This is a genomic window from Paenibacillus bovis, from assembly GCF_001421015.2.
Lineage (GTDB): Bacteria > Bacillota > Bacilli > Paenibacillales > Paenibacillaceae > Saccharibacillus > Saccharibacillus bovis.
The window spans coordinates 3,642,357-3,668,572 of the sequence record NZ_CP013023.1 but is presented as its reverse complement, the minus strand read 5'-3'; the positions used below and the strand labels follow the sequence as shown (position 1 = coordinate 3,668,572).

General features: G+C 45.4%; 19 protein-coding genes. 12 read left to right on the top strand and 7 right to left on the bottom strand.

The window, feature by feature from the left end:
- Position 1 precedes the first annotated feature (1 nt).
- The 4 genes from AR543_RS15540 (at position 2) to AR543_RS15525 (ending at position 5,855) form a co-directional block, all read left to right on the top strand.
- Positions 2 to 2,125, top strand: coding sequence for a FapA family protein (locus tag AR543_RS15540; RefSeq protein WP_158523980.1), 2,124 nt, complete (start codon positions 2 to 4; stop codon positions 2,123 to 2,125).
- 1 nt (position 2,126) lies between these two features.
- Positions 2,127 to 2,438, top strand: a complete 312-nt coding sequence (locus AR543_RS15535; RefSeq protein ID WP_060535367.1) for an STAS domain-containing protein — start codon at positions 2,127 to 2,129, stop codon at positions 2,436 to 2,438.
- Positions 2,439 to 4,502, top strand: coding sequence for an HD domain-containing phosphohydrolase (locus AR543_RS15530; RefSeq protein WP_060535366.1), 2,064 nt, complete (start codon positions 2,439 to 2,441; stop codon positions 4,500 to 4,502). It begins immediately after the preceding gene.
- Positions 4,503 to 4,712: 210 nt separating this feature from the next.
- Positions 4,713 to 5,855, top strand: a complete 1,143-nt coding sequence (locus AR543_RS15525) for a PP2C family protein-serine/threonine phosphatase (protein WP_060535365.1) — start codon at positions 4,713 to 4,715, stop codon at positions 5,853 to 5,855.
- 176 nt (positions 5,856 to 6,031) lie between these two features.
- Here the strand turns inward: AR543_RS15525 and AR543_RS15520 are convergent, their stop codons facing one another.
- The 7 genes from AR543_RS15520 to AR543_RS15490 form a co-directional block, all read right to left on the bottom strand.
- Entirely contained in the window at positions 6,032 to 8,104 is a 2,073-nt protein-coding gene (locus AR543_RS15520) for a glucose PTS transporter subunit IIA (RefSeq protein WP_060535364.1), read from the bottom strand.
- 168 nt (positions 8,105 to 8,272) lie between these two features.
- Positions 8,273 to 9,109: a BglG family transcription antiterminator LicT gene (gene licT, locus AR543_RS15515; RefSeq protein WP_060535363.1), complete on the bottom strand. Its 837-nt coding sequence runs from the start codon at positions 9,107 to 9,109 to the stop codon at positions 8,273 to 8,275.
- Positions 9,110 to 9,523: 414 nt separating this feature from the next.
- Positions 9,524 to 10,963 carry a 6-phospho-beta-glucosidase gene (locus AR543_RS15510; protein WP_060535362.1) on the bottom strand — a complete coding sequence of 480 codons (1,440 nt, stop codon included), beginning with the start codon at positions 10,961 to 10,963 and terminating at the stop codon, positions 9,524 to 9,526.
- Positions 10,964 to 11,330: 367 nt separating this feature from the next.
- Positions 11,331 to 11,621, bottom strand: a complete 291-nt coding sequence (locus AR543_RS15505) for a YxcD family protein (RefSeq protein ID WP_026136098.1) — start codon at positions 11,619 to 11,621, stop codon at positions 11,331 to 11,333.
- Positions 11,622 to 11,626: 5 nt separating this feature from the next.
- On the bottom strand, positions 11,627 to 12,070 hold the full coding sequence (locus tag AR543_RS15500) for a hypothetical protein (protein ID WP_060535361.1): 444 nt from the start codon (positions 12,068 to 12,070) through the stop codon (positions 11,627 to 11,629).
- A gap of 125 nt (positions 12,071 to 12,195) precedes the next feature.
- Positions 12,196 to 12,759 (bottom strand): PadR family transcriptional regulator, encoded by a 564-nt coding sequence (locus tag AR543_RS15495; protein ID WP_060535360.1) that lies wholly within the window; start codon positions 12,757 to 12,759, stop codon positions 12,196 to 12,198.
- A gap of 303 nt (positions 12,760 to 13,062) precedes the next feature.
- Positions 13,063 to 13,641 carry a beta-class carbonic anhydrase gene (locus AR543_RS15490; protein ID WP_060535359.1) on the bottom strand — a complete coding sequence of 193 codons (579 nt, stop codon included), beginning with the start codon at positions 13,639 to 13,641 and terminating at the stop codon, positions 13,063 to 13,065.
- Between the two features lie 275 nt (positions 13,642 to 13,916).
- On the opposite strand from AR543_RS15490, the gene AR543_RS15485 reads away from it, so the two are divergent.
- The 8 genes from AR543_RS15485 (at position 13,917) to mutS (ending at position 26,182) form a co-directional block, all read left to right on the top strand.
- Complete coding sequence (locus AR543_RS15485; protein ID WP_060535358.1) at positions 13,917 to 15,434, top strand: carboxypeptidase M32; 1,518 nt, start codon at positions 13,917 to 13,919, stop codon at positions 15,432 to 15,434.
- Between the two features lie 422 nt (positions 15,435 to 15,856).
- Positions 15,857 to 16,831: an aromatic acid exporter family protein gene (locus AR543_RS15480; RefSeq protein ID WP_060535357.1), complete on the top strand. Its 975-nt coding sequence runs from the start codon at positions 15,857 to 15,859 to the stop codon at positions 16,829 to 16,831.
- A gap of 192 nt (positions 16,832 to 17,023) precedes the next feature.
- Positions 17,024 to 18,055 carry an ABC transporter ATP-binding protein gene (locus tag AR543_RS15475; RefSeq protein WP_060535356.1) on the top strand — a complete coding sequence of 344 codons (1,032 nt, stop codon included), beginning with the start codon at positions 17,024 to 17,026 and terminating at the stop codon, positions 18,053 to 18,055.
- Complete coding sequence (locus AR543_RS15470) at positions 18,033 to 18,959, top strand: ABC transporter ATP-binding protein (protein WP_060535355.1); 927 nt, start codon at positions 18,033 to 18,035, stop codon at positions 18,957 to 18,959. Before AR543_RS15475 ends, AR543_RS15470 begins: the two co-directional genes overlap by 23 nt.
- A 19-nt stretch (positions 18,960 to 18,978) precedes the next feature.
- On the top strand, positions 18,979 to 19,947 hold the full coding sequence (gene opp4B, locus AR543_RS15465; protein WP_060535354.1) for an oligopeptide ABC transporter permease: 969 nt from the start codon (positions 18,979 to 18,981) through the stop codon (positions 19,945 to 19,947).
- A 74-nt stretch (positions 19,948 to 20,021) separates the two neighbouring features.
- Complete coding sequence (locus AR543_RS15460) at positions 20,022 to 20,921, top strand: ABC transporter permease (RefSeq protein WP_060536810.1); 900 nt, start codon at positions 20,022 to 20,024, stop codon at positions 20,919 to 20,921.
- Positions 20,922 to 20,956: 35 nt separating this feature from the next.
- Positions 20,957 to 22,756 (top strand): oligopeptide ABC transporter substrate-binding protein, encoded by a 1,800-nt coding sequence (gene opp4A / locus AR543_RS15455; protein WP_060535353.1) that lies wholly within the window; start codon positions 20,957 to 20,959, stop codon positions 22,754 to 22,756.
- A gap of 582 nt (positions 22,757 to 23,338) precedes the next feature.
- Positions 23,339 to 26,182: a DNA mismatch repair protein MutS gene (mutS, locus tag AR543_RS15450; protein WP_082472250.1), complete on the top strand. Its 2,844-nt coding sequence runs from the start codon at positions 23,339 to 23,341 to the stop codon at positions 26,180 to 26,182.
- Positions 26,183 to 26,216 lie beyond the last annotated feature (34 nt).

Genomic DNA, 26,216 nt, shown 5'->3' with positions numbered 1-26,216 from the left:
TATGGAACGAAGTGTAATTTCCAAAGGCAAAACGGTAGAACAGGCAGTAGACCGTGCGCTGGCTCTGCTGGAGGTCAGCAAAAAAGAGGTGAGTATTGAAATCATCGACAACGAAAGCCGTGGCTTCCTCGGTCTGAATGCCAGACCTGCTGTAGTCAGGGTCAGTCTGCTTGCTGCAAGCGTAGCGGAAATGGGTGCTCTCTCCTCCATGAATCTTCATACTGCAACACCTGTCTCAGTGGACAGACATACAGTGGGTATACTGGAGCAGGGCATGTCTGCAGAATCTGCTGCAGTAGTTACTTTGCCGCCTGTTGATCTCTATGCTGACCTTACGCTAGGCAGCAACAAGCTGGAAGAAGGAAAGATATGGATTGCCGATGGGCAAATTGCTATGCATATCCCGGATGGAGCCAATCTGCCTATGATTGATGCATTTAAAAGTGGAGATATACTGATCAATGGAACAGCACTGCTAGCCGGACAATCTGCAGCTGTAAGCAAGGAAGATGTGATCGAGATCCGGCTGAATGGCGAATCCAAAGATTCCACATGGGAGCTGGATATCGACGCGGAAGGTATGAATGCTGCTCTGCATATCGAGCCAGGATACCATATTACACGTTCTTTGATGGATACTGAACCCAATACCCGGCTGATGCTGCGGGTAGTACAAAATAAAAAGCCGGCAGCTATCGATCCGGAAGAAATATACCATCAGCTCCGTACCAAAGAAATCATTTTTGGTATTGATTCATCCATGATCAAGCAGGCCTGTCGTGCAGAGCGATCCGGTCCATTTATAATAGCAGCCGGCCAACTTCCTGTCGCTGGACAAGACGGTATCTTCCAGCTCCAGACAGATGCGGCTGCCCGCAAAGTACAGCCCAAGCTGCGGGATAATGGAACTATCGATTACCGGGAAACCCGAGAATTTCCTTCTATTCTGGAAGGGGAGCTGATCGGTACCGTTATTCCGTCGAAGCCAGGTATAGACGGCCGGGATATTTATGGCAAAGTGATCCTCGCACCGGCTGTACACGATATCCAGATGATACCGGGCAAGGATGTGCAGCTCTCCGAGGATGGACGCAATGCATTTGCACTTAAATCGGGTATGCCCAGCCAGACCCGGCAAGGACATTACGTCAAGCTCTCCATGATTCCAAAGCTGATGCATAGCGGAGATGTTAATCTGTCGACAGGCAATATTCATTTTCGCGGCGATGTCGAGATCAGCGGGGCAGTACAGGATACGATGGAAGTGGAAGCCGAGGGCAATATTCGTGTACGCGGTAATATCAATATGGCTCAGATTCTGGCAGGTGACTCGCTGATTGTCCATGCCAACGTGCTCAGCAGCCGCATTATTGTTGGCCAGCTGCAGCTGTTTTACGGACAGATCGCACCCATGCTGATTTATGTACGTGAACAGGTAGAACTGATGAAGCAGGCTGTGCATCAGGTCAGCAGCGCTTCGGCTTTTAAAATCAATGATATGAACCAGACCGGTCTTGCACCGTTGTTTCAGGTTTTATTCCAGGGGCGGTTCAAATGGATGCTGGAACAGCTGGAGCGCCTGCTTCGACTGGAAGAACAGTATAAAACAGCATTAAAAGAAGAATGGATTCGTTATTTTCAAGAAATTCGAAACGGGTTTATGAATAAGGAAAATAGTTCATTCCGTACTGCAGAAGATCTGGAAAGCTTTATCCGGCGAACCAATTACCTGTATACTCTCGCATCTGCTCCTGTAGTGGAACGTAATTTTGCCCGGCTGCATTTTGTTCAGAACAGTACAGTTCGCTGCGGCGGTGATGTAGTTGTGGAAAAAGGAGCCTACAATGCTCATCTGTATTGTGAAGGTGTACTGGAAGCTACCGGAACGCTGCGGGGCGGAACCTATTATGCTGCAGAAGGTATGGTTCTGCAGGAAGCCGGTTCTCCGGGTACAGGAACGACAAAGCTTCATGTGAATGCGACAGCAAGGATTAAGGCAGCACGTGTACTCGCAGGAACAACGATTCAGATCGGCGAACGGATTCATCAGTGTATGGAAGATGTCGAGCATGTAACTATTCGATTGGATAACAATGAACAGATCATATGGAAAGGGAGCGAGTAACATGTTTACGTATCGTCTCGAATTAATCGGTCAGCAGATTACCGTCTATTGTGAAGGAGACATTGATATTGATGCCGGGGATACGTTTGAAGAACAGCTCGAACCAGAACTGTCAGAAGCATCGAATATTATCCTGAACCTGGGAGCGGTACAATTTGTAGATTCATCGGGTATCGGACTGCTGATCAAGCTGGTACAGGATTTGCAGGAACAAGAACGTCAGGTATGGATCGAGCAGACACAGCCGGAAGTGATGGAGGTGTTCCAGCTACTCCAGCTGGATGAGATTCTGGGCAAGGATACATTTCGTTAAATGAAGGAGAAAAATGTTTATACGATCCCGCTTAGCCTGCTGGGGATCGCCAGTCTGCTGTATATGGGGCTGGAAGGCAGCAGCGATATTGTTCACATTCTGCCACTGCTGCTGCTGATTGCCATACTGGATCTGTTCCCGGTCCGTCTGCTGAGCGGGGAAGAATACAGCGGCAGTTTGGCAGGCTTTCTAATTTTACTGCTGGCCTATGGACCGGTACCGGCTCTTTACGGCATTTTATTGAGTAATGTGGTCAGCCATTGGCGCAGTGCCGATTTTGTCTGGCGGCGGTTTAATGTATTCCGGCTGCTGTCGGCTCAGGGAAAGTACAGTATATGCCTGTACGCTGCACATATCGTTATGGAGCGTCTGGATGGGATTTCCCTTTATGTTCAGGCTGGTGCAGGTGCACTGACGTTCAGCTTGCTGTATATGCTGCTCGCGTCGATAGTAAACAAGACAATCAGCGGGATTCCACTACGCAATAATCTGGTGATTAAATGCAAGGAGATAGCAGTGCCGGTAGTACTATGTACAATTATTGTTCCTCATTTTCTTTTGCATTTGTCGCTGCATTATATGATGTACGAGACTATTTATATTTTACTTTTTCTTATGCTGATTATTTTTTTCTCCTATGGATACATTCGTCAGGTTCGTCTTCGTCGCCGCGGTGCAGAAGAATTCATTCGTATTGGAGAAATGCGTATTTCCAATCGGATACAGGGACATGGGCATAATGTGGGTATTATATGCGAGCATATATTGGAATTGCTCGGATATCCCAAAAAAAGACGTGTCGATCTGATTAATATGGCAGCGATACATGATATCGGCAAAATGATGCTTCCCCTGGATATTCTGACCAAACGCGGTGCCAGATCGCTCAGCGAAGAACAGCAGTACCAATCCCATCCGGTACACAGCTCCAAAATTGTGCTGAATGTCAGTGGCGACAAAAAGATGGCAGACTGGATTCTGCATCATCATGAGCGTTACGATGGCAAAGGTTACCCTGATGGACTGAAGGAAAAACAGATCCCTTATGAATCCAGAATTATTCATATGTGTGATCAGCTCGAATATTTGATGCGGCATTATGATCAGGATGAGGAAGTGATCCGCCGGCTGGAAAACATGTCCCATAAGGAACTGGATCCCGAACTGGTGAGTCATATTCATACAGGCACGATTGCCTGGTTAAGGCAGCATATGGTATATACAGAGATATTGTCCAGCGCGATGGAGCTAACTTCTGTTATCGAACCTGACAAGCAGCAGCATCGCGAGCTCTCCAGCATCACGGGAGGAACACGTTTATTGAAATATAGAGGCACCGGCAGTCTGCAAACGCATGAGGATCTGCCGTCTGGTGTGCTGTATGATCTCGAGATATTGGCTGCACGTGCGCTGGTATTGTCGGAAAGTTTTTACGAAGTGCTGGTCAGTCAGGGGAGCACGTACGAAGCTCATTTTTATCCGGAGAGCGATTGGGTAGCGGTTGTACTTAACGATATCACGCCTGCGCTTCAGTATCGTGAAGATATGCATCTGCAGACGTTGCGTGCTTACAGAGACGTAATCCGAACCCTCTCCCATAGCAAGATCGATATCTGCCTGGAGCCGGGGGAGATTGTAGCGGAATTAGGCGAGTGGATCGATGAAATGGAAGTCAATACCCGCGCCGATGTCGCTTCCAGCCGGACGCTGGTCGTTCAGCACATCCCGGAAGATATCCGATTGCAAAATTCCAAAAAAGTCATGAGTATCAAGCTGGCTGTCTCGGAAGCGGTAACCAATCTGATCAAGCACGCCGAAGCAGGCAAAGTTACCGTGTATCGTAAAAATGGATGTTATCAGGTGTATATTACCGATCACGGATCAGGTATTCCTTTGCATGAATTGCCCAAAACCATTCTAATATCGGGATACAGCAGCAAAAGCTCGCTTGGTAAAGGTTTTGCTCTGATGTATGCTTCTGCGGACCGGATTATGCTGCATACCAGTCCGGATGGAACAGCCATTTTGCTGGAGTTCAATGAAATTCTGGAACAAGCCGTTTAATCATTCTGCTCGAGGGTGATTAGACGGCTTATTTGTAATAAGCAAAAAGCGACAATTCAAAAGACAGCATCTTTCTGGAATAGGGTCGGATGTTGCTAACCGGTCAAACTGGTCAAAATGTATATAATATTTAAGATTCTTACTTACTGGCTATTACATAATTAGTCTATTTTGACGAAAAATAAGTATACTGACTTCGGGGGAGAGCTAATGAGCAGCATACTAATTGTCGATGATTCCAAATTGAATGTAGCATTTATGGAGAATGTTCTGAGAACAGCCGGATATGAAGATGTACAAAAAGCAACATCTGCCCAGGAAGCCTATCAGATTCTGGGGATTTACGATAATCAGGCACCACGTAAAGCCGCATCAGTCGATCTGATTCTTCTTGATATTGTTATGCCGGAGATTGATGGCATCCAGGCGTGTACTTTTATCAAAAGTCTGCCGGTGTATCAGGATCTACCGATCATTTTCCTGACTGCAGACCGTGTTCACTTCAAAGAAGCATTCGGTGCAGGCGGAATGGACTTTATTGAAAAGGGCGGCCCGGATTACGAACTGCTGGCTCGTGTGCAATCCGCCCTTCGTCTAAAAAAAGAGATGGATTCCCGCAAAGCATGGGAAGAAAAAGTACAAAAAGATCTGCAGCTCGCCAAGCATCTGCAAAATAGTGTACTGACTCCTCCATTGACCGAGCCGGGCATTCAGATTCATAGCAGTTACTTCCAGTCTTCGGAAGTGTCTGGAGATATGTTTTACTGGAAAATGTTCAACAATCGCCAATGCGGCGTTCTGCTGATAGATGTACCTGGCAGTGGGATCGCAGCGGCACTGATCAGCATGTCGATCCGCTCCCTGCTGGACGGTATTGTCGGTATGTACCGCAAGCCCAAGGAAGTATGCGCCGAGTTAAACCGCCAGATGCGTATGCTGTTTGGCAAGACACGACGTACCGCGTATTTCACAGCTGTTTATGTATTAATCGATCTGGAGAAAAAGCAGCTGGAATACTTCAATGCCGGTCATACCCCGGGGCTCCTGCTCAATAGTGAAGGCCCTGCAGCCCGCCTCAATGTTACTACCGATCCAATTGGTATGAAAGAGAACACCAATGCCAATACAGAGACTCTGGAATATAACGACACTACACGAATCGTTCTGTATACAAATGGGTTGATTTCCCGTCCGGGCAGCAATCCCAAGGTGGTAATCGGCGAACTGGAACAATATGCGCATAGCCTGCTTGATATCGATAATGAAAAATTCCTGACCAAGCTGGCACGTCTGAGCCGCAATCAGGAAGATCTGTGCATTGTATCTGTCGATCTGGATCGCACTGCAGAATAATCACATGATATAACTCAAATACAAATCAAACGACTGCTCTCGATGATAACGAGGCAGTCGTTTTTTTACAATATAGTATGTGCAGTTTGGAAGTTCGTTTTTTGCTCCAGTACCCTTATATGCAAAATAAAGAAAAAATGAACTTTGCCGGTTTGTATGCAGATCATGGCTTTTGTTCAGGCAAGTACTTCTTTGCTGGTATCCGATAGGGGAGTTGATTCCTGCTCTGGAGAAGGGGAAGCGATAATATGGAGCAGTTCATCCTGTTCAGATACCTGTCCCTGCTGCAGCGGCAGCACATCTTCATAATCAAAAGTGTTGGTCACAATAATCGGTGTAACTGTAGCACAGCCAGCCGCACGAATCTGCTCCAAATCCATTTCCAGCAGCAATTGCCCTGCCGTCACTGTATCGCCTTCCTGTACATGAAGGGTAAAAGGCTGTCCTTCCAGCTTGACCGTATCAATACCCACATGAATCAGAATTTCTGCTCCATGATCAGACACAATAGCCAGTGCATGTTTCTTTTTGAAAGCAACAGTAATTGTACCGTTAAATGGAGCTACTACACGCCCGGTTGCAGGCTCAATCGCAATTCCTTTACCCATGGCTTCCGAAGCGAATGCTGGATCGGGAACGCCTGTAAGTGGCACAATCTGTCCATTTATCGGGCTGTATGCAATCTGTCTAGATATCTGTTTATGTACCATCTGTTCGGCTGCCGATTGATGCGCAGCTTGCCCGGTAATCATATTGGTAGCCATCTGCTCTACCAGCGGACTTTGCATATTCTGGCCTGCGATTATACGCTGCCCGGCAACTGTACCACCTATAGCACCATTAATCACCGGAGAGGCAGTTACATCATGGACAGTATTTGTTGTTGTTTTTTCTTCCGCAGGATCCTTGAAGCCCAAAATATAAGAAAGTACAGCGGAGATCAGGAATGAAGCCGTAATTCCCATAATCAGTCCCAGAAATCCCTGGCCGCCCGGACCGTAAAAGATAGGTAGTGTCAGCAGACCTGGAGCACCGGAAGCAAATGCCTGCGTTCCTGCCTGTCCGATAATAGCTCCGCCTACAGCGCCACCGATTAGACCGGCGATAAATGGACGCTTGAGTGGAAGCGTAACTCCATATATAGCTGGTTCCGTAATACCGAATAACGCAGATAAAGTCGCTGAACCGGCAAGCGTTTTCAGTTTTTTGTTTTTGGTGCGCAGCATAACGCCAAAAGCAGCACCGGTCTGGGCGAATACGGAAGCGGCTGCAGCCGGCTTGATTCCATCCCGTCCATGAACAGCAATATTATTAATAAATACCGGTACAAGCCCCCAATGTACACCGAAAATGACGAGTAGCTGCCAGCTGGCTCCCAGAATGGCTCCGGCGATCAACGGACTGAAGCCAAAAGCAGCCACCAGACCGGTAGCAATCCCATTACCGACATAGACACCAAACGGGCCAAAAATAATAAGTGTTAGAGGAACCATAACGACGAGCGAAATCAGTGGAGTCACAAAGTTTTTCACGCTTTCATGAATTACCCGGTTGCATAGTTTCTCCAGCTTGCTTATGACAATAACAGCCAGAATGATAGGAATAACGGTAGACGAATAACTCATCATAATAACCGGAATACCAAAAAAGGTCGTGTCTGTTCCAGCTGTTTTCAGTTCAATAATAGACGGATAGACGAGCGCACCCGCTATAGTCAGCGCGGTAAATGTATTACCACCAAATTTCCTTGCGGTAGTAACGGCCAGCAAAAGCGGCAGAAAATAAAAAAGACTGTCTGCGGTAGCCATTAAAATAGTGTAGGTCGTTTCCTTGGTATCCAGCCATCCGGTATTGCTGGCGATCAGCAATAGACCTTTCAGGATACCGGCACCAGCCATCACACCCAGTAATGGAGCGAAAATGCTGGAAATAATGTCTACAATACTGCCCAAGCCTTTTTTGCCTTTGGTAGACGATTCTTTTTCTTTGCCGGAATCATCCAGCAATCGGGTGATTCGTCCGATAGCTTCATAAACTTCAGGAACCGTATTGCCGATGACGACCTGAAATTGGCCACCGCTTTCTTTGACAGTAATAACGCCGTCTGTTTGTTCCAGCCGGAGTTTATCTGCTTGATTATTATCTTTTAGGGTAAAGCGCAGCCGGGTAGCACAGTGAACAAGAGAAATAACATTTTTCTCGCCACCAACTCCCTGAATGATCTCTTTGGCCAATTGTTCATAACTCATGGGAACACCTCCATTTTTGGGCAAACAAAAAACCTGAGCCATGTCAAACAGAAGACAGTAATGTCCTGCTGTTTGGCATGACCCAGGTTTTGCCTGCATAACCAGTAACAATCCGGGTACGGTTACATTCAGTTGTTATTGCTACAATATAACGCTTTCATTATTTTGTCAACGCATACATTTTGCGACTCTTTCAATATGAACAGTCAGATACAGCATTTCTTCATTGGTCAGAAAATGGCCGTATTCTTTACTTACAAATATCTTGATCTTTTCTGTGCAGGCCGCTGCTTCTCGATGCTGCTCCTTAATCATATTGTAGAGATGATCATAATTATCATCATAGTGAGTATTATGTATTACACGCTGTGCGAAAAATTTGAGGTGGGTAATAAAGCGGAAGTAACTGAGCGAATCTTCGTCAAAGTCCGTTTTGAAATGGTATTTGACGATATGGATAATACTATGCATAAACCGTGTAATATTGATTGTCGTATTTACTTCTTCATTCATTTCTGCGTTGACAATATGAATAGCGATAAAAGCAGCTTCGTCCTCCGGTAGTTCCAGATTCATTTTATGCCTGATTTGCTCCAGCATGCGAAGACCGATTTGGAATTCTTCTTTGTAGAGTTGCTTGATCTCCCAGAGCAGGGCATTTTTGATTTCGATTCCCTGCTGATGTCGTTCAATAGCAAAATTCACATGGTCGGTCAGTGAAATATAAATATTCTCATTCAGCTGTTTGCCGAGTGTCTGGCAGCTATAGCTGATAGTTTCCTCTACAATAACCATCAGCTCGATCGGGACTTCGCGCAGCAGCATTTTGAAATTATCGGAAGCTTTTTTATTTTTCAGTGCAAACACTTTTTGGATTTTATGCTGTTCCACATCTTCACCGGATTTTTTCTTGAAAGCAATCCCCCGGCCCATCACGACCAGTTCTGTGCCATCCGCCTGATAGACACTGACTACATTATTGTTAATAATCTTTGCTATTTTCATAAAGTTCCCCCGCTTCCTGCACCTGTATAAAAATAAAAAAACCTCAAGCACAGCAAAGCAGTTAAAAGGGTGTTCCCTTTAACACTTGCGGCCTAGGTTTTGCCTGGTGACCAGTAACAATCCTAATCGTGTATGTAATTATGCTTTTAGTGTAGCCGGAACTATCCGGAATGTCAACGCTATCATGACGTAAAAAAGAAGCCTGCATAAATCAGGCTTCTTTCTTCATAAATGATGGCTTGATAGATTAAAATTAGCAGATTGATAGATTTCGATAGAGGGATTTTGAACTTTATCCCAATAGTGCTGAACCCATAAAAATGATAAATAAATACGTTAAAAAGTCTGCTCTGGAATAGATACAATCCGAATAAGAAAAGTAAACAAAAGCCTGCCGGACTAAAAACGGCTGGATTACAACCCCAGATCAGCTCCGTTCGACGCAATCACTTGTTTGTACCAGTCAAAGCTCTTTTTACGGCTACGCTCCAACGAGCCATTGCCTTCATTATCACGATCGGTATAAATATAACCATACCGTTTGCGCATTTCGCCAGAGGAGGCACTAACAATATCTATCGGTCCCCAGCTGGTATAACCGATAATGTCTACGCCATCCTCAATCGCTTCGCGCATCTCGGCAAGATGACGCTGCAGATAATCAATCCGGTAATCATCCTGGATTGTACCGTCGGCAGCAGGTTCATCTGCAGCGCCCAGACCATTTTCCACTACAAACAATGGTTTCTGGTAGCGGTCGTGCAGCTGATTGGCAGTGATGCGGAAGCCTTTTGGATCGATAGTCCAGCCCCATTCGGAAGCTTGCAGATACGGATTCGCTACCGAACCAAATACATTGCCGGAGGTCATGTTTTTGATTACTTCCGGATCAGTACTGGTGGTACGGCTGGAGTAGTAACTGAATCCGATATAATCCACGGTGTTATTTTTCAGAATCTGGGCATCTTCCGGTTCCATTACAATGTCCAATTGATGATCGCGGAAGAATCGGCGTGCATAACCCGGATATTCTCCACGTGATTGTACATCGATAAAGAAGTAGGATTCGCGATCCTTTTCCATCCCCTGGTACACATCTTCAGGGTTGCATGTATATGGATAAAAGCTGCCTGCGGCCAACATACAGCCAATCTGTGCATCTGGAATCAGTTCATGACAGGCTTTGACAGCCAGCGCGCTGGCAACCAGCTGATGATGGGCAGCCTGATACTGAATCTGCTTTACATTGTCACCTTCCTGGAATACAAGACCAGCTCCCAGGAAAGGAAGATGGAGGAGCATATTGATTTCATTAAACGTCATCCAGTATTTGACCTTGTTCCGGTAGCGCTCCAGTACCGTACGTGCATACATCTCAAATAATCCAACCAACTTGCGATGGCGCCAGCTGCCATATTTCTCGATGAGATGTACAGGTACGTCGAAGTGGGCCAGCGTCACGACCGGCTGAATATTATGATTCAGCAGTTCGTCAAAAAGACGATCATAAAAAGCGAGACCTGCTTCGTTTGGTACAGCATCTTCTCCTGTCGGGAAAATACGTGCCCATGAAATGGATACTCGCAGCGCTTTGAATCCCATTTCGGCAAACAGTGCGATATCTTCTGCATAGCGGTGATAAAAATCAATTGCTTCATGTGCGGGATAGAATTCTTCTGGCAGGGGAGTGAGGGAAGAAATGTATCCTCTCATAATATCGAATCTTTTCTCGCCTGTAGGCAACAGGTCGACTACAGTCAGTCCTTTGCCATCTTCCAGGTAAGCGCCTTCAGCCTGATTCGCCGCAATAGCGCCACCCCACAAGAAGTTCTCGGGAAATTTCAGTGTTGTCATCGTCTTTCTCCTTCCGCGTATACATAGAGTAGAAGAGCCATAGGCAAATAAAAAACCTGAATTCTCCCGGCGGCTCATCAAAGCCGATAGGAGAATCCAGGTTATGCCCGATAGGTAACATTCCTGATCCATATTCATATTTCAATAAAACTCTAACAATCCTTATCCATAATGTCAATAAGAAAGCGTTTTATATTTTCGCAGCCTTTCTTATTTCGAAGAGTAAAATTCGCAAAAACCAAGAGGAACCAATCCTGCTTCTAGCTTTCTATATGATCTGTACTGCATAACAAAAGCCCCGCCTGCTACCAAAAGGCAGAAGGTGGGGCTAATGAAAAACAATATTATACTGGAAGTAATAAATTACTTAATTGTCGTGAATAATAGCCTGAATCTCTTCTACGTCATCGTTGATAATTAATTCAACCTGTTCCCGGAATACTCTCGCGTTGTATTCGGAAAACATATACCGCAGAATAGCTTCAATGAGATTACTTTCAATAAGGTACTGGCTACGACCCTGCGCCCAGACCTCTGCAGTATAGCCTGTATCTTCTTCCCAGGCCAGCTGAACTGTTACATCCGTAGGCTGAATGCCTTTACGTTCGGCGATGTTCAGACATACTGCATTAATAATCTCATCCATGCTAAGCCGCATTGCCATTAACGTCTGTTATAAGGGTCAGCGGATTTCTTACGCTGACGGATCATACGATAGATGCCGCGAGCTGCAATAAAGAGTACATAGATAGCAATCAGGTTAATCAGAAGACCCATGAAGTTACCCATAAAGCCCATGTTGGCAAACATGCTGCCGAACAACATACCGGCTAGACCGCCGACCATCATGCCTGTAAAGAAGTTACCGCCGCTGAAAAATCCGCGTTTGCCATTGGTAGCAGCTGTGCTGCGGTTATTGGTAGTGGAACGATTGGTGCTGTTAACGCTACCGCTGTTATTATCCGCACGGTTCGGTGTATTCGTGTACGATTTTGGCTGGGATTTGAATCCGCCGCCACCGCGTCTTGCATCCGCATCATTGGCAAAAATGCCCAGGGATGCAAAAACCACTGTAAATGCCATGAAGATCATAAGCACTTTTTTCATTATGTCCATTATCCCCCTAGTTGATAGTGTGTGTTAGGTCATTCTTACGGTAATACGCAATTACGATCGACCGGTTTCAGAATTTCCAGATAAATTTAAAATAAATTCGGTAGAGTAAATGAATACTAGTGATGCTGTGGTTCGGAAGACATTTCTGGTGGAGCCGCATTTTTCAGCATATCGATGACCCAGGTGGTCCATTCCATATTCGATCTTGCAGTTCCAAGTGCTTTTTGCCGCAAAATATACAATCCAAAATCCTGAGAACCGAACTGGTGGCTCTCGTCAGGCATTTTGTGAATTGCCTGTTCGAAATAATGAATCTGTTCCTGATAGAAAATAGATCTTTTGCGGAACAATGCGAGTGCGGTGTCCTTGTCCGTAATCCACAGACAGAACGCTTTGAGCACCAGCTCATCCCGTGTAACTGGTTCACTGGCAGGCATTTGCATCCATTCATGCAGACGCTGTTCACCCAGTGGAGTGATCGCATAGATTTTTTTGTCCGGTTTGTCGGTTTGTTTTACCCATTCTGCAGTCAACAACTGTTGTTCTTCCATCCGTGAGAGCAGTGGGTAAATCTGACTGTGTTTGGCTTGCCAGAAAGGCTGGATTCTGAGCATCAGGTCATATCCCGATGAACGTTTGCGTGCAAGCAGTGCAAGTAAACCATACGATAGCGTATTCATAAGCAGTCTCTCCTATCTCTAAAGCAGCAAAATCGGCCGATTTAAAATAAAGTGTACACTACAACTGTATGCTTTCGCAAGAAATCGACGAACAAAATAGAAGAAAGCATACAAAAGTAAGTACATATTAGACAAAAAATAGTCATATTTAAGCTTACGTATGAACAAGCAAAAGGATTCACTCTTTTTCAAACCAATACCTTCAGCGGATAAAAAAGAGCCCGGATGAATTCATCCGGGCTTTAGCAGTAAATCGGGTTGTGCTAATTCCTCATTATGTAAGGAGCCGGCTCACGATTTCTGCTACAATGATGTCTCTTGTTGGGAGTACCCATTCACAAGCAATTCCAGTTGACCTGTTGCGGGGTCAATGATCATGCCGTGTACTGGTACATGGGGGGGAAGTAATGGATGATTCTTAATAATCTCCACACTGTTTATTACCCCTTGCTTTTCATTACCAAACCCTTGCAGCCAACTTTTCAAATCAATTCCTGAATGTTCCAGAGTTGACAGTACAGTTGGAGAAACGCCGCGTTCCTTGATCTCGTTGATCATATGATCTGCATTAAGTGCAGCCATACCGCAGCCGTGGTGACCGACAACGATAACCTCTTCGGCTTGCAGTTCGTATAGACCAACCAGCACACTACGCATAACACTTCCATAAGGATGGGAAATAACGGCGCCCGCATTTTTGATGATTTTGGCATCGCCATTGCGGATATTCATTGCTTTGGGCAGCAGCTCGGTTAGACGCGTATCCATGCAGGTCAGAATAACCAGTTTTTTCTCTGGAAACGGACTAGAACGATAAGCTTCATATTCCTTGGTCTGCACGAATTGCTCGTTATACTTCATAATATTTGTAACTGAATCCATTGTAATTCCTCCTCATTAAGAACATTAGATAGTGAACACAGGTGATAGAATCTCAAATTATCTCCTATGATCGCATGATAATTTTTTTCATTACCTTGCTATGCAACGGTATGAGACTTTCTGCTGTAAACGAGTAAATTTTACATCAGTTTTCACAGGATGTAAATGTCTTGATTCCAAAATATTAAATTATGTAACATTGATTATACGGTTTGAAAAACGTATCATCAAGATGGATAAGGTTACAAAATACAAATGACGAGGTGGACCCGATCATGGAACAAAATGTAGAACAGGTATTAAGCTCATTCCGACAGCTGGTCCGCAAGATCAGCAGCTACCATGAAGCACTTGGCCTGCTGGGCTGGGATCTGCGTACAGGCGCTCCGCGCAAAGGAGCAGAGATGCGTGCAGATACGATCGGGATGCTCTCAACCGAAGTATTCAAACTCTCCATATCCGAAGAAATGGGCAGCTATATCGATTTCCTGTCCCGTTCGGAGATATTTGATCAGCTGAGCGATATAGATCAACGCTCGGTAACCGAATGCCGTAAGGAATACGAACGTAGCCAAAAAGTTCCACCCGAAAAGATTCAAAAGTACTCCAGTCTGACCACTCATGCCCAGACCGTATGGGAAGAGGCGAAGCATAATAATGACTTCCAGGGCTTTGAGCCGATGCTGGCCGAAATCGTGGACATGAATCGTGAATTTATTGATTACTGGGGAGTCAAGGATACCCGCTATGATACACTGCTCGATATGTATGAGCCGGATATGACCGTAGCCAAGCTGGATGCTGTTTTTGACCGGTTAAAATCACGGTTGGTTCCTCTTCTGCAAAAAATTCAGGAGTCCAGTGACAAACCCGATAATTCATTCCTCAAGCAGGAATATGATCTGAAGAAGCAAGAGGAGATCGGTCTGTTCCTGCTGGAGCAAATGGGCTATGATTTCCAGGCAGGACGTCTGGATGAAAGTGAGCATCCTTTTGCAACAGGACTTAATCCGGGAGATGTGCGTATTACAACGCATTATTATCCGGAAGATCTGATGAGCGCTATCTTCAGCTCGCTGCATGAAGGGGGTCATGCGCTGTACGAACAGAACATCTCGGCAGATCTGGTCGGTACACCGCTGGCTACCGGTACGTCGATGGGGATTCATGAATCCCAGTCTCGTTTCTGGGAAAATATTGTAGGACGCAGCCGTGTATTCTGGGATCATTATTATGATAAGCTGCAGTCTCTGTTCCCGGATCAACTGGCTGACGTAACCAAAGAGCAGTTTTATCGTGCTGCCAATATGGTAGAGAATTCATTGATTCGTATCGAAGCGGATGAGCTTACTTATAATCTGCACATCATTGTACGCTACGAAATCGAGAAAATGATTTTCAACGAGAATTTGGCTGTAGCCGATCTGCCAAAAGTGTGGAACAGCAAATATGAAGAGTATCTGGGCATTACACCACCAAATGATGCACAGGGCGTACTACAAGATGTACATTGGTCCGGCGGTGACTTTGGTTATTTTGCCTCCTATTCGCTCGGTAATATGTATGCTGCCCAAATTACACAGACGATGCGCAAGGAGCTGCCGGAGTTTGAACAATGGATTGCTGCAGGTGATTTGCTGCCGATCAAAGAATGGTTGAGCGATAAGATCTATCGTTACGGTAAAAGCAGAACACCATCCGAATTGATCATGGCTATTACCGGTGAAGAACTGAATCCGGATTATCTGGCTGACTATCTGGAAGAGAAATATACAGAGATTTATAAACTCTAATCATCCAGTTTTTAGGCGTAGATGTATTAATTTATAATAATTCTCTCTTATTATAGTAGAAAAAAATCAGTAGCATGAATTTGGCGCATAAAGTCAATAGGTCTGACTGTTGAGTATTCAAATAAGGTATATGTAACTAATTACCCAATAGTATTTGATTAAGGATGCCGAGGTAATCGGCCATATCTATTTTATGATCAAGCCTTTCTTTCACAGTATGTACCTGTGAGAGAAAGGCTTTTGCACCTATATTCACATTGTGGGATCAGACGAAATCAAGTAGGATAGATGTTATACGAATTTGGATAAATACCATCTGGGTAAAGCAGGTTATTCAGCTATAACACTATACCCTTTTAACAGATGGATTATAAATAAATAGAGAATACTACTAAGAGAAGAGTGTAAGGAGAGAACAACCGATGGGCTTTCGCGTGATCAAGACCGCCATTGCTGCACTGCTGGCTGTTGTAGCAGCGAGCACGCTGGGAATCAGCAGCGCAATGTCGGCAGCACTGCTCGCCATACTGGGAGTGGATGTTACACGCAAACGCAGTCTTCAGACCATATCTGCCCGTTTTTTTGCATCCTTGATCGGAATGGTATGTGCGTTTGTTTTATTTTCAATTTTTGGATTTCAGCACTGGGTATTTGCGCTGTACATTTTGCTTGCTTTTCCAATCATCACGCGTGCTGGCTTCAGCGGCGGAATTGTAACAAGTTCAGTAATTGTGGTGCACATTTATAACGGAGGACTGCTTACTGCGCATGCCATGTTCGTCGAAGTGGAACTGCTGTTGATCGGACTGGGCTCGGCTGCTATCGTCAATCTGGTATATATGCCAAATCCATATAAGCGGCTAAATGCTATTCGCCGGGAAGTGAATGATCTGCTATCCCAGATGTTTGACCAGATTGCTCGTACACTGCATGAGCCTGCCTACGTATGGGATGGGGAAGAAGTGATTCAGGCAACTGCCAAAGTAGAGCAGGGACACACAGCCGCCAAGCGTGAGCTGGAAAATCAGATGCTGCATCCGGATGAATCGTGGATCGTGTACTTTTACATGCGTAAGCAGCATCTGGATTCTATTCAGAATATGATGCAGCTGGTAGCACAGGTATACAGCAAGATGCCCCAGGGAGATCAGGCTGCCGAGATTTTCGAGCAGCTGGCACAGGATGTCAAAACGCCCTATTATACAGGGAAAACAGAAAAGCTGCTTTTACAATTCGAAGAAGATTTCAGTAAAACCAGACTGCCGGTGACACGCGAGGAGTTTGAAGTATATTCTGCTATTTTGCAGCTGTGCAGGGAGTTGGAACAGTATCTCAAAATTTCTAAGCGGGATAAAGCAAGAAACCCCTTGCTAACTCAGGATAATAAGGTAAAATAAGGATAACGCTATAGGCATAAGCTATCACCTTTATTACATTTGGTGATAGCTTTTTTACTAAAATCTTTCGTCCATTTTGGTAAAAAGTTAAATTTTATTGACCTGTGGAAGATTATGAATATAAAATGATAACAATCTTATGAGGAATGTTTACATTGCGTTAAAGTTTGAGATGAGGGGGCAACCAGAATTTTGAATACAGAACCGGTATTGCAAATCAAAGATCTGTCGGTGTCTTTCCGCATTAGGGATGAGTATTATCCGGCTGTCGACCAGCTTGATTTAACCATCAACAAAAACGAGGTTTTGGCTATCGTGGGTGAATCGGGTTGTGGTAAAAGTGCTTTGGCACTTTCCCTGACACGGCTGCATGATGTCAAAAATACACGAATTGATGGAGGACTCATTTTTAAGGGTCAGGATCTGAACAAGCTGTCACCTGGACAGATGAACAAAATTCGTGGCTCGGAAATTGGCATGATTTTTCAGGATCCGTTGACGGCATTGAATCCGTTAATGACAATCGGCAGACAGATTGAAGAGAATCTGGATTATCATACAACCCTGTCCAAAAAGGAAAAAACCAATCGTATTTATGAACTTCTGGAGCATGTAAACATTACAAATCCGCAGCGTGTATACAACCAGTATCCACATGAATTGTCTGGAGGTATGCGGCAACGTGTCATGATTGCTATCGCGATCGCCTGCCGGCCATCCTTGATTATTGCTGATGAGCCGACAACCGCGCTCGATGTAACGATTCAGTCGCAGATCCTGGATCTGCTGAAGCAGCTGCAGGCAGAGACAGAAGCCGGTATTGTATTAATCACTCATGATCTGGGCGTTGTTGCCGAGATGGCGGATCGGGTCGTTGTTATGTATGCGGGAGAGATTGTAGAGGTTGCCACTGTAATGGATCTGTTCAATAATCCGCTGCATCCCTATACACGCTCACTGCTGGCTTCGATGCCGGGCGCCAATGCCGGACAGGATCAGCTGCATGTTATTCATGGACGTGTTCCTTCCTTGCAGAACATTCCGCGCGGTTCCTGCCGATTCTCGGAACGTATTCCATGGATTCCGCAGACGGCCCATGCGCAGAATCCTCAGCTGGATGAAGTAGGCCCGGGACACTGGGTACGCTGTTCATGCTATCAGCATTTTCATTTCGAAGATGAAGGAAAGGGGCTCGTTATGGATGGCATTGCTGGAGCTAAATAACCTCAAAGTGCATTATCCGATTCGCGGCGGCTTTTTCCAGCGTGTCGTGGATCACGTCAAAGCAGTAGACGGTGTGTCTATCCGCATCGAACCTGGAACTACATATGGACTGGTCGGTGAATCGGGCTGTGGCAAAACGACAACCGGACGCGCCATTATCGGCTTAAACAAAATAACAGATGGAACCGTTACGTTTGAAGGTCAGGATCTGACACGCATGGCCCACAAAAATCAGCATCCGCTGCGCAGGGATATCCAGATGATTTTTCAGGATCCTTATTCTTCACTGAACAGCAGAAAGCGGGTTATGGATATTATTGCAGAACCCCTGCGTAACTTTGAAAAGCTTAGTCCTGAAGAAGAACGGCGCCGTGTGCAGAATCTGCTCGACCGAGTGGGTCTAAATCCCGAGGCGGCTTTCAAATATCCACATGAGTTTTCCGGTGGACAACGACAGCGGATCGGAATCGCACGAGCACTGACATTGAATCCCAAGCTGATTATTGCGGATGAACCGGTATCTGCACTGGATGTATCGGTACAGGCCCAGGTACTGAACTTTATGAAAGAAATTCAAAAAGAGTTCAATCTGACCTACCTGTTTATCAGTCATGATCTGGGTATTGTCCGTCATATGTGTGATGAGATCGGGATCATGTATCGCGGTCGTCTGGTCGAACAGGGCAATACGGACGATATTTATGAGAATCCACAGCATATTTATACCAAACGTCTGATTACAGCTATTCCAAACATAGACCCGGCGCAGCGCCAGGAAAGTGCACGTACAAGACAACAGATTATGGTGTCATATCAGCAGGACCTCAAAGAGCTTATGGATGCGGAGGGCAAGCCACTGGCTTTGAAAACAATTAGCCCATCTCATCAGGTAGCACTACCGTAACGTAAAGGGGATAACTATTATGTGGAAATTTACGCTTCGCCGTATCCTGATCATGATTCCCCAGCTGTTCGTGCTCAGTGTACTGATCTTTTTTGTAGCCAAAGCGATGCCGGGGGATGCACTCAGTGGAGCGATTGAAGCCAATCCAAAGGTTAGCGCACAGGTTCTGGAAGAACAGCGTGAGAAGCTGGGACTGAATGATCCTGCCTGGGTACAATACGGACGCTGGCTCGGTAATCTGTTCCAGGGTGATCTTGGTAAATCCTATGTACATAAAGTAGGGGTAACCGATCTTATCGGAAGCAGGCTGGCCAATACCTTTTATCTGGGTGTGGCTATTCTGATTCTAACTTATGTGATTTCGATTCCGCTCGGAATATTAAGCGGCAGGTATCAGAATACATTGCTTGATAAGACGATAACCGGTTATACCTATCTCAGTTTTGCTACTCCAATATTTATTTTCTCGCTACTCATGCTGTTCGTGTTCGGCTTCCGGCTCGGCTGGTTCCCAACAAGTGGAAGTGTGGATGTAGGCGTCCAGCCAGGAACATGGTCGTATTATGTAAATAAATTCTACCATCTGATCTTGCCGGCATGTGCAGGTGCGCTGGTTAGTACCACAGCAACTATTCAATATCTGCGTAACGAAGTCATTGATACAAGGCTCAAGGATTTTGTGAAAACAGCCCGTTCCAAAGGAGTACCGGAATCCAAAGTATATTCCCGTCATATCCTGCGTAACTCGCTGCTGCCAATTGCAGCTTTTCTGGGCTATGATCTGACGGCTGTACTGGCAGGCAATCTGTTTATCGAATCCATTTTCGGTTATCCGGGACTGGGCCAACTGTTCTTGCAATCTATCACACAACGCGATTTCTCCGTTGTTACAGCGCTGGTTATGTTGTCCGGCCTGCTCGCGTTAATCGGTACTTTGTTATCTGATCTTATTCTGAGCTGGGTGGATCCGCGTATTCGAATGGGTTAAGACGCATAGGCGAACTATAGCGAATCTAACCATTCAATATCTGAATAAGAACGGAGGAAGGTACACTTATGGGCATGCGTGTAGAGACTGTTGCACCTATCGAAACGATTCAAAAATCGCCTTCAAACTGGTCTATTCTGGGTCGTGAGCTACTCAAAGACAAACTGGCGATCGGTTCACTGATCTTTCTGGTATTGTTCCTGATCGGTATCTATGGCTCGATCACACTGATTAATCAGGATGAAGTAACCAAAATTGATCTAATGGCAATTCAGGCTGCTCCGAGTGCAGATCACTGGCTCGGAACTGATGATGCCGGACGTGATATTTTTGGTCAGCTGGTTATTGGAGCGCGTAACTCGTTTACGATTGGATTTATGATTACAATCCTGTCTGCGGCGATCGGGCTGACTATTGGTCTGATTGCAGGATTTTTTGGTGGACTGGTAGATAATATTATTATGCGTTTTATTGATTTTATTCTCGTGCTTCCTTTCCTGATGCTGGTTATCGTCTTCGTAACCATTATTCCCAAATATGGAGTCTGGGAATTTATCGCCATCATGACTGCATTTCTCTGGGTTGGCAAAGCAAGATTGATTCGTGCCAAGGTGCTGGCGGAACGTGAACTGGATTATGTCCAGGCTTCCAAAACACTCGGTACTCCCAATTGGAAAATCATCGCGTTTGGGATACTGCCTAACTTAAGCTCTATCGTTATTGTTAACCTTACTCTGAATCTGGCCGGTAATATCGGGATTGAGACAGGGTTGTCTTACTTGGGTTTTGGTCTGCCTGATGGAACACCGAGTTTGGGTACACTGGTAAGCAGTGCAACCAACCCGGTCGTGTTAGAGCAGTACTGGTGGAACTGGTTACCGGCATCGCTGCTGATTTTGATTCTGATTTTGGCAATCAACTTTATTGGACAGGCGCTCAAGCGTGCAACTGATGCCAAGCAGCGATTGGGATAATAAATTAGAGCTGTATATTCAAAGGAGGAAGGTTTATGTGGGGAAGTAAAAAGAAAAAATCTGTATCCATTCTGTTCATGTCTCTGGTACTGGTATTATCTGCGTGTAACAGTGGCGGCAATTCGGCTACACCAGCAGCAGACGCACCAAAAACAAATGAAAGTGTCAAGGAGACCGGCAAGTTTGTCAGCAAAACTTCGAACAGTGAAGCATCTATTCAGGGTGGTATTCTAAATTATGGATTGGCTTCGGATACTCCTTTTGAAGGGATTTTGAATCCTACATTTTATGAAGGGAATCCCGATGCGAATGTAATGCAATTTTTCTATCCTTCCCTATTCGCTATTGATAAAAACTTCGATATCACGGACGGTGGAGCAGCGAATATCAAACTGTCCAATGATAATAAAACCGTTACTGTCACAATCAATGACAAGCTGAACTGGACAGACGGTAATCCGGTTACAGCAGAAGATTATGCTTTTGCTTTTGAAGTAATCGGTAACAAAGATTATGAAGGTGTTCGTTATGATGCATTGATGATGAACATTGTGGGTATGGAAGATTACCATGCCGGTAAAGCTAAAACAATCTCTGGTATTAAAATCCTGAATGATAAAGAAGTACAGATCGACTTTATTACAGCTACTCCTTCGGTGAAATCCGGCCTATGGAGCTATCCATTGGAGAAAAAAGTATTCGGAGATATGAAGATTGCCGATATGTCTGCTTCTGACGCAGTACGCAAAGATCCAATTGGTTATGGACCTTTCAAAATCAAATCGATGGTTACAGGAGAGTCCGTTGAGTTCGAAGCCAACAAAGATTACTTCCTTGGTGCGCCAAAGCTGGATGGCGTACATCTGAAAGTAGTTAATCCGAATGTACTGATTGAATCCCTGAAAAAAGGCGACGTTGATTATGTAGATGGTTTCCCTGTCAGCCTGTATGACGAGAAAACAAATCCTACAAATATTCAATTCCTGGGTCGTCAGGAATTGGCTTATAACTATCTCGGATTCAAGCTGGGTAAATATGACAAAGCCAAAGGCGAAAGCGTAATGGACCCGAATGCCAAAATGGCAAACAAATCCCTGCGTCAAGCTATGGGTTACGCAATGAACAATGCTCAGGTAGGTGCACAGCTGTACAAAGGACTGCGTACACCGGCTACGTCATTGATTATCCCTGCATTTGCAAACTATTATGATTCTAGTCTGGCAGGGTACACCTACAATCCGGAAAAAGCAAAACAACTGCTGGATGCAGCAGGTTATGTGGATAAAGACGGCGATGGAATGCGTGAAGATCCAAAAGGTCAACCGCTGGTTATCAATTATGCAGCGATGAGTGGTGATACTGTCTCTGAGCCACTTGCCAAATTCTACATGCAAAACTGGAAAGATGTTGGTCTGAATGTTCAGCTGATGAACGGAAGACTGCAGGAGTTTAACTCTTTCTATGACAATGTTAAAGCAGATAACCCGGATATTGATATTTTCAGTGCTGCTTGGGGTACAGGTAGTGATATCGATCCATCCGGTCTGTATGGTCGTCAAGCACCATTCAACTATTCCCGTTTCACTAGTGAAGATGCAGATAAGTTCCTGAAAGAAGGAACTTCACCAGAAGCATTTGACATTGAATTCCGCAAAAATGCTTACAAACAATGGCAGCAGTTGATGTTTGATGAAGCTCCGGTTATTCCAACACTGTATCGTTATGAACTGCAGGCAGTGAACAAACGTGTCAAAAACCTCGATATCTCCTATGATGCTGGTTACGATACGCTTGCCAAAGTTGAGCTGTCCGCTGACAAGCCTGTCACTCAGTAATTCGGTACCTCGTATCCGGATAAATAAAGTAAAAGCAACAGTATAGCATTTAGACAAAAAGGATCGGGAGCCTAGGCTTACCGGTCCTTTTTGTATGTCTGCGCTGAGTCGGCTGTGTTGTTGAATATTATTGTATATAATCAATCTGATCATTTTTTGATATGAATTGCTAACAAAAAAATCGAATAAGAATAGCTGCTTTCTTGATTACGTCTTTAATGCAAATTATCAAGAATATGCAAATGCAATATAGATACCTGTAAAAAACCAAAGCACCTATAATATAAAATGTCCAAAAGGAGAGCGAATGCAGTAAAACAACAATACAAAAAGGAAAAGGATCGATGGATACTGTATGTTGACAGTCTATGTTTAACAAACCCGGGAAGCATAGAACTTTTCGGGTTCTTTCGTTATAATAGATAGACGAACACGCATTTGCATAGTCTGGCAGCAGGGCAACGGTGCAGTCTTACTATTTTAATAGTAGAAAAATATCAAAATGATAGTCCAGCATAGCACATAGGCAAGCAGATTAAATTCAGAGGTATACAGAAATACAGGTTGGTTTGGAGGGGCATAATGAGTCAATATACACCAATGATGCAGCAGTATCTGCAAATTAAGCAGCAGGCACAGGATGCATTTTTATTTTTCCGTCTGGGTGATTTTTATGAGCTGTTTTTTGATGATGCCATTCTGGCTGCCAAAGAACTGGAGATTACGTTAACAGGCAAAAATGCCGGCGTACCGGAACGGGTACCGATGTGTGGGGTACCTTATCATTCTGCAGAAAACTATATTCACCGTTTGATTGAAAAAGGCTATAAAGTCGCTATTTGTGAACAGGTCGAAGATCCGGCTACTGCCAAAGGAATTGTCAAACGTGAAATTATCCGCGTAGTAACGCCGGGTACCATGATGGAAAGCAAAGCGCTGAGCGATAAAGCGAATAACTATATGGTTTGTATCACCGAACAGGATGGCAAAATGTCGTTGGCTGCATGTGATTTGTCCACTGGAGAGCTGCATGTAACTTCAGCGTTGTCCTCACAGGAATGGCTGCGCGATGAGCTGGGACTGTATGAGCCTTCGGAAATTATTGGACGGATCGATCTGATCGATGAGGTATACAAGCAGGCTTCGCAGATGGGGCGCAAGGTATTGTATACCGAATGGGATAAATCCCGTGAAGAATTGGCACGACGCCAATTTGGCGAAGCAGTCTGGGCGAGGCTGGATGAAGAACGGCAGACCTGTATTGCGCTGTTGATTGCTTATCTGAGCGAGACACAGAAACGTTCACTGGGACAGCTGACGCATATTAATGCTTATGAACCGGAAAATTACATGATCCTCGATCCATTTACCCGCCGTAATCTGGAACTGGTAGAGACGGTGCGCGAACGTTCCCGTAAAGGAACGCTGTTATGGCTGCTGGATCGCACAGAGACACCGATGGGCGGTCGTCTGCTGCGCCGCTGGATCGATAAGCCGCTGTTGTCCCGTCGCCTGGTGGAAGAACGTCTGGAAGCAGTAGACAAGCTGCATCAAGGATTTATTTTACGGGATGACCTGAGAGGGCAGCTCAAAGGCATTTACGATCTGGAACGTCTGGTTGGGCGGATGGCTTTTGGTACGGCCAATGGGCGGGATATGCTGGCACTGCGGGACTCGTTGCTGCGTATTCCGGATCTTCGTCAGCTATGTGCAGATTCGCCTTCTACGACGCTGCAAGCTGTAGCAGCGCAAATGGACGCCTGCTCCGATCTGGCAGAAGCGATCGGGTCGGCGATTGTCGATGATCCTCCGATTTCGGTTCGTGACGGAGGACTGATCCGTCAGGGATACCATGAACATCTGGATGAGCTGCGTGAAGCGAGCGTGAATGGCAAACAGTGGATTGCCGAACTGGAAGCAGCAGAACGTCAGGCTACAGGCATCAAATCGCTCAAAATTGGCTATAATAAAGTATTCGGTTATTATATCGAAATTACACGTTCCAATCTGGGAACGCTGCCGGAAGGTCGCTACGAGCGCAAGCAGACACTGGCGAATGCCGAGCGATTCGTCACACCCGAACTCAAGGAAAAAGAAGCCCTTATTCTGGAAGCCCAGGAGAAAATGGTCGATATCGAATACGATCTGTTCACCGATCTTCGTACACGGGTATCCAACGAGATTGCTCGTCTAAAATTGCTAGCTGAGAAGGTAGCAGAGATCGATGTGTATCAGTCCTTTGCCACCGTTAGTGCCGAGCGTTCCTTTGTGAAGCCTGTATTGACTGATCGTTACGATCTGGTTATCGAGGATGGACGTCATCCGGTCGTAGAGGCGGTAATGGATCATGCGAGTTTTATTTCCAATAGTACAGACATTACCGAAGAAGAAGCCAATATTGTACTGATTACCGGACCAAATATGGCTGGTAAAAGCACCTATATGCGTCAGGTAGCGCTCTTGTCAATCATGGCACAGATTGGCTGCTTTGTACCTGCTCGTCAGGCAGAGATTCCGATGATCGACCGGATTTTCACCCGGATCGGGGCAGCAGATGATCTGATTGGAGGCCAGAGTACCTTTATGGTGGAAATGGCAGATATTCAGGTGATGACCGAGCGGGCTACCCGGCGCAGTCTGATTATTATAGATGAACTGGGCCGCGGAACATCGACCAGTGAAGGTATGGCAATTGCCCAGGCAGTCATTGAATATGTTCATCATGAGATTGGATGTAAAGCACTGGTATCCACGCATTTCCATGAGCTTGCTCATCTGGAGGAGACGCTGGAACATCTGCGCAATTTCTCGATGGCGGTCAAGGAAAGCGGCGATAAAGTACATTTCCTGCGCAAACTGGTACCTGGCGCGGCTGGCAGCAGCTATGGCATTTACTGTGCCCAGCTGGCAGGTTTGCCGGGCAGTATTATCGATCGTGCGAATCTGCTGCTGGATCGAATGGAACAGGCAGCTACGATTACTGTCGTAGCGGATGACAACAATGCTGAACATGCTGGTGCTAAACCAGCATCCCTGCAGAATACCAAAGAGCAGCCTTCAGGATCAGCCGAAAAAGGAGCCGCTTCGGAAAAGACGGATTCCGTACAAGAATCGGCGTCAAGCTATCATTATGAAGAACGTCGCTCCCCAGCTGAAGAAGGGGTACCTGTACTCGTTGTTGGTGGTTTCTCTCCGGAAGACACGGACGAATCTGCAGTCAGAGCCCAGCAGCGTACAGGGAGTCAGCAGGAGATTGTACAACTGTCTATTTTTGAAGAGGAAGAAATACCTCAGCCGGTGAAAGTCAAAGAAGATCCGGTAGCCCGCCAAATTGTAAATCAGATTCAGAGTGCGGATCTGATGAATATGACACCGCTGCAAGCGATGCAGCTGCTGAATGAACTGAAAATGAAAACGATGCGTTAATTCGTTTATAGATAACTAATGCAAGAGAAATATG

Coding starts and splice junctions, on each gene's coding strand:
- AR543_RS15540 (WP_158523980.1), top strand. CDS start 2: ATGGAACGAAGTGTAATTTCCAAAGGCAAAACGGTAGAACAGGCAGTA.
- AR543_RS15535 (WP_060535367.1), top strand. CDS start 2,127: ATGTTTACGTATCGTCTCGAATTAATCGGTCAGCAGATTACCGTCTAT.
- AR543_RS15530 (WP_060535366.1), top strand. CDS start 2,439: ATGAAGGAGAAAAATGTTTATACGATCCCGCTTAGCCTGCTGGGGATC.
- AR543_RS15525 (WP_060535365.1), top strand. CDS start 4,713: ATGAGCAGCATACTAATTGTCGATGATTCCAAATTGAATGTAGCATTT.
- AR543_RS15520 (WP_060535364.1), bottom strand. CDS start 8,104: ATGAGTTATGAACAATTGGCCAAAGAGATCATTCAGGGAGTTGGTGGC.
- licT (WP_060535363.1), bottom strand. CDS start 9,109: ATGAAAATAGCAAAGATTATTAACAATAATGTAGTCAGTGTCTATCAG.
- AR543_RS15510 (WP_060535362.1), bottom strand. CDS start 10,963: ATGACAACACTGAAATTTCCCGAGAACTTCTTGTGGGGTGGCGCTATT.
- AR543_RS15505 (WP_026136098.1), bottom strand. CDS start 11,621: ATGCGGCTTAGCATGGATGAGATTATTAATGCAGTATGTCTGAACATC.
- AR543_RS15500 (WP_060535361.1), bottom strand. CDS start 12,070: ATGAAAAAAGTGCTTATGATCTTCATGGCATTTACAGTGGTTTTTGCA.
- AR543_RS15495 (WP_060535360.1), bottom strand. CDS start 12,759: ATGAATACGCTATCGTATGGTTTACTTGCACTGCTTGCACGCAAACGT.
- AR543_RS15490 (WP_060535359.1), bottom strand. CDS start 13,641: ATGGATTCAGTTACAAATATTATGAAGTATAACGAGCAATTCGTGCAG.
- AR543_RS15485 (WP_060535358.1), top strand. CDS start 13,917: ATGGAACAAAATGTAGAACAGGTATTAAGCTCATTCCGACAGCTGGTC.
- AR543_RS15480 (WP_060535357.1), top strand. CDS start 15,857: ATGGGCTTTCGCGTGATCAAGACCGCCATTGCTGCACTGCTGGCTGTT.
- AR543_RS15470 (WP_060535355.1), top strand. CDS start 18,033: ATGGCATTGCTGGAGCTAAATAACCTCAAAGTGCATTATCCGATTCGC.
- opp4B (WP_060535354.1), top strand. CDS start 18,979: ATGTGGAAATTTACGCTTCGCCGTATCCTGATCATGATTCCCCAGCTG.
- AR543_RS15460 (WP_060536810.1), top strand. CDS start 20,022: ATGCGTGTAGAGACTGTTGCACCTATCGAAACGATTCAAAAATCGCCT.
- opp4A (WP_060535353.1), top strand. CDS start 20,957: ATGTGGGGAAGTAAAAAGAAAAAATCTGTATCCATTCTGTTCATGTCT.
- mutS (WP_082472250.1), top strand. CDS start 23,339: ATGAGTCAATATACACCAATGATGCAGCAGTATCTGCAAATTAAGCAG.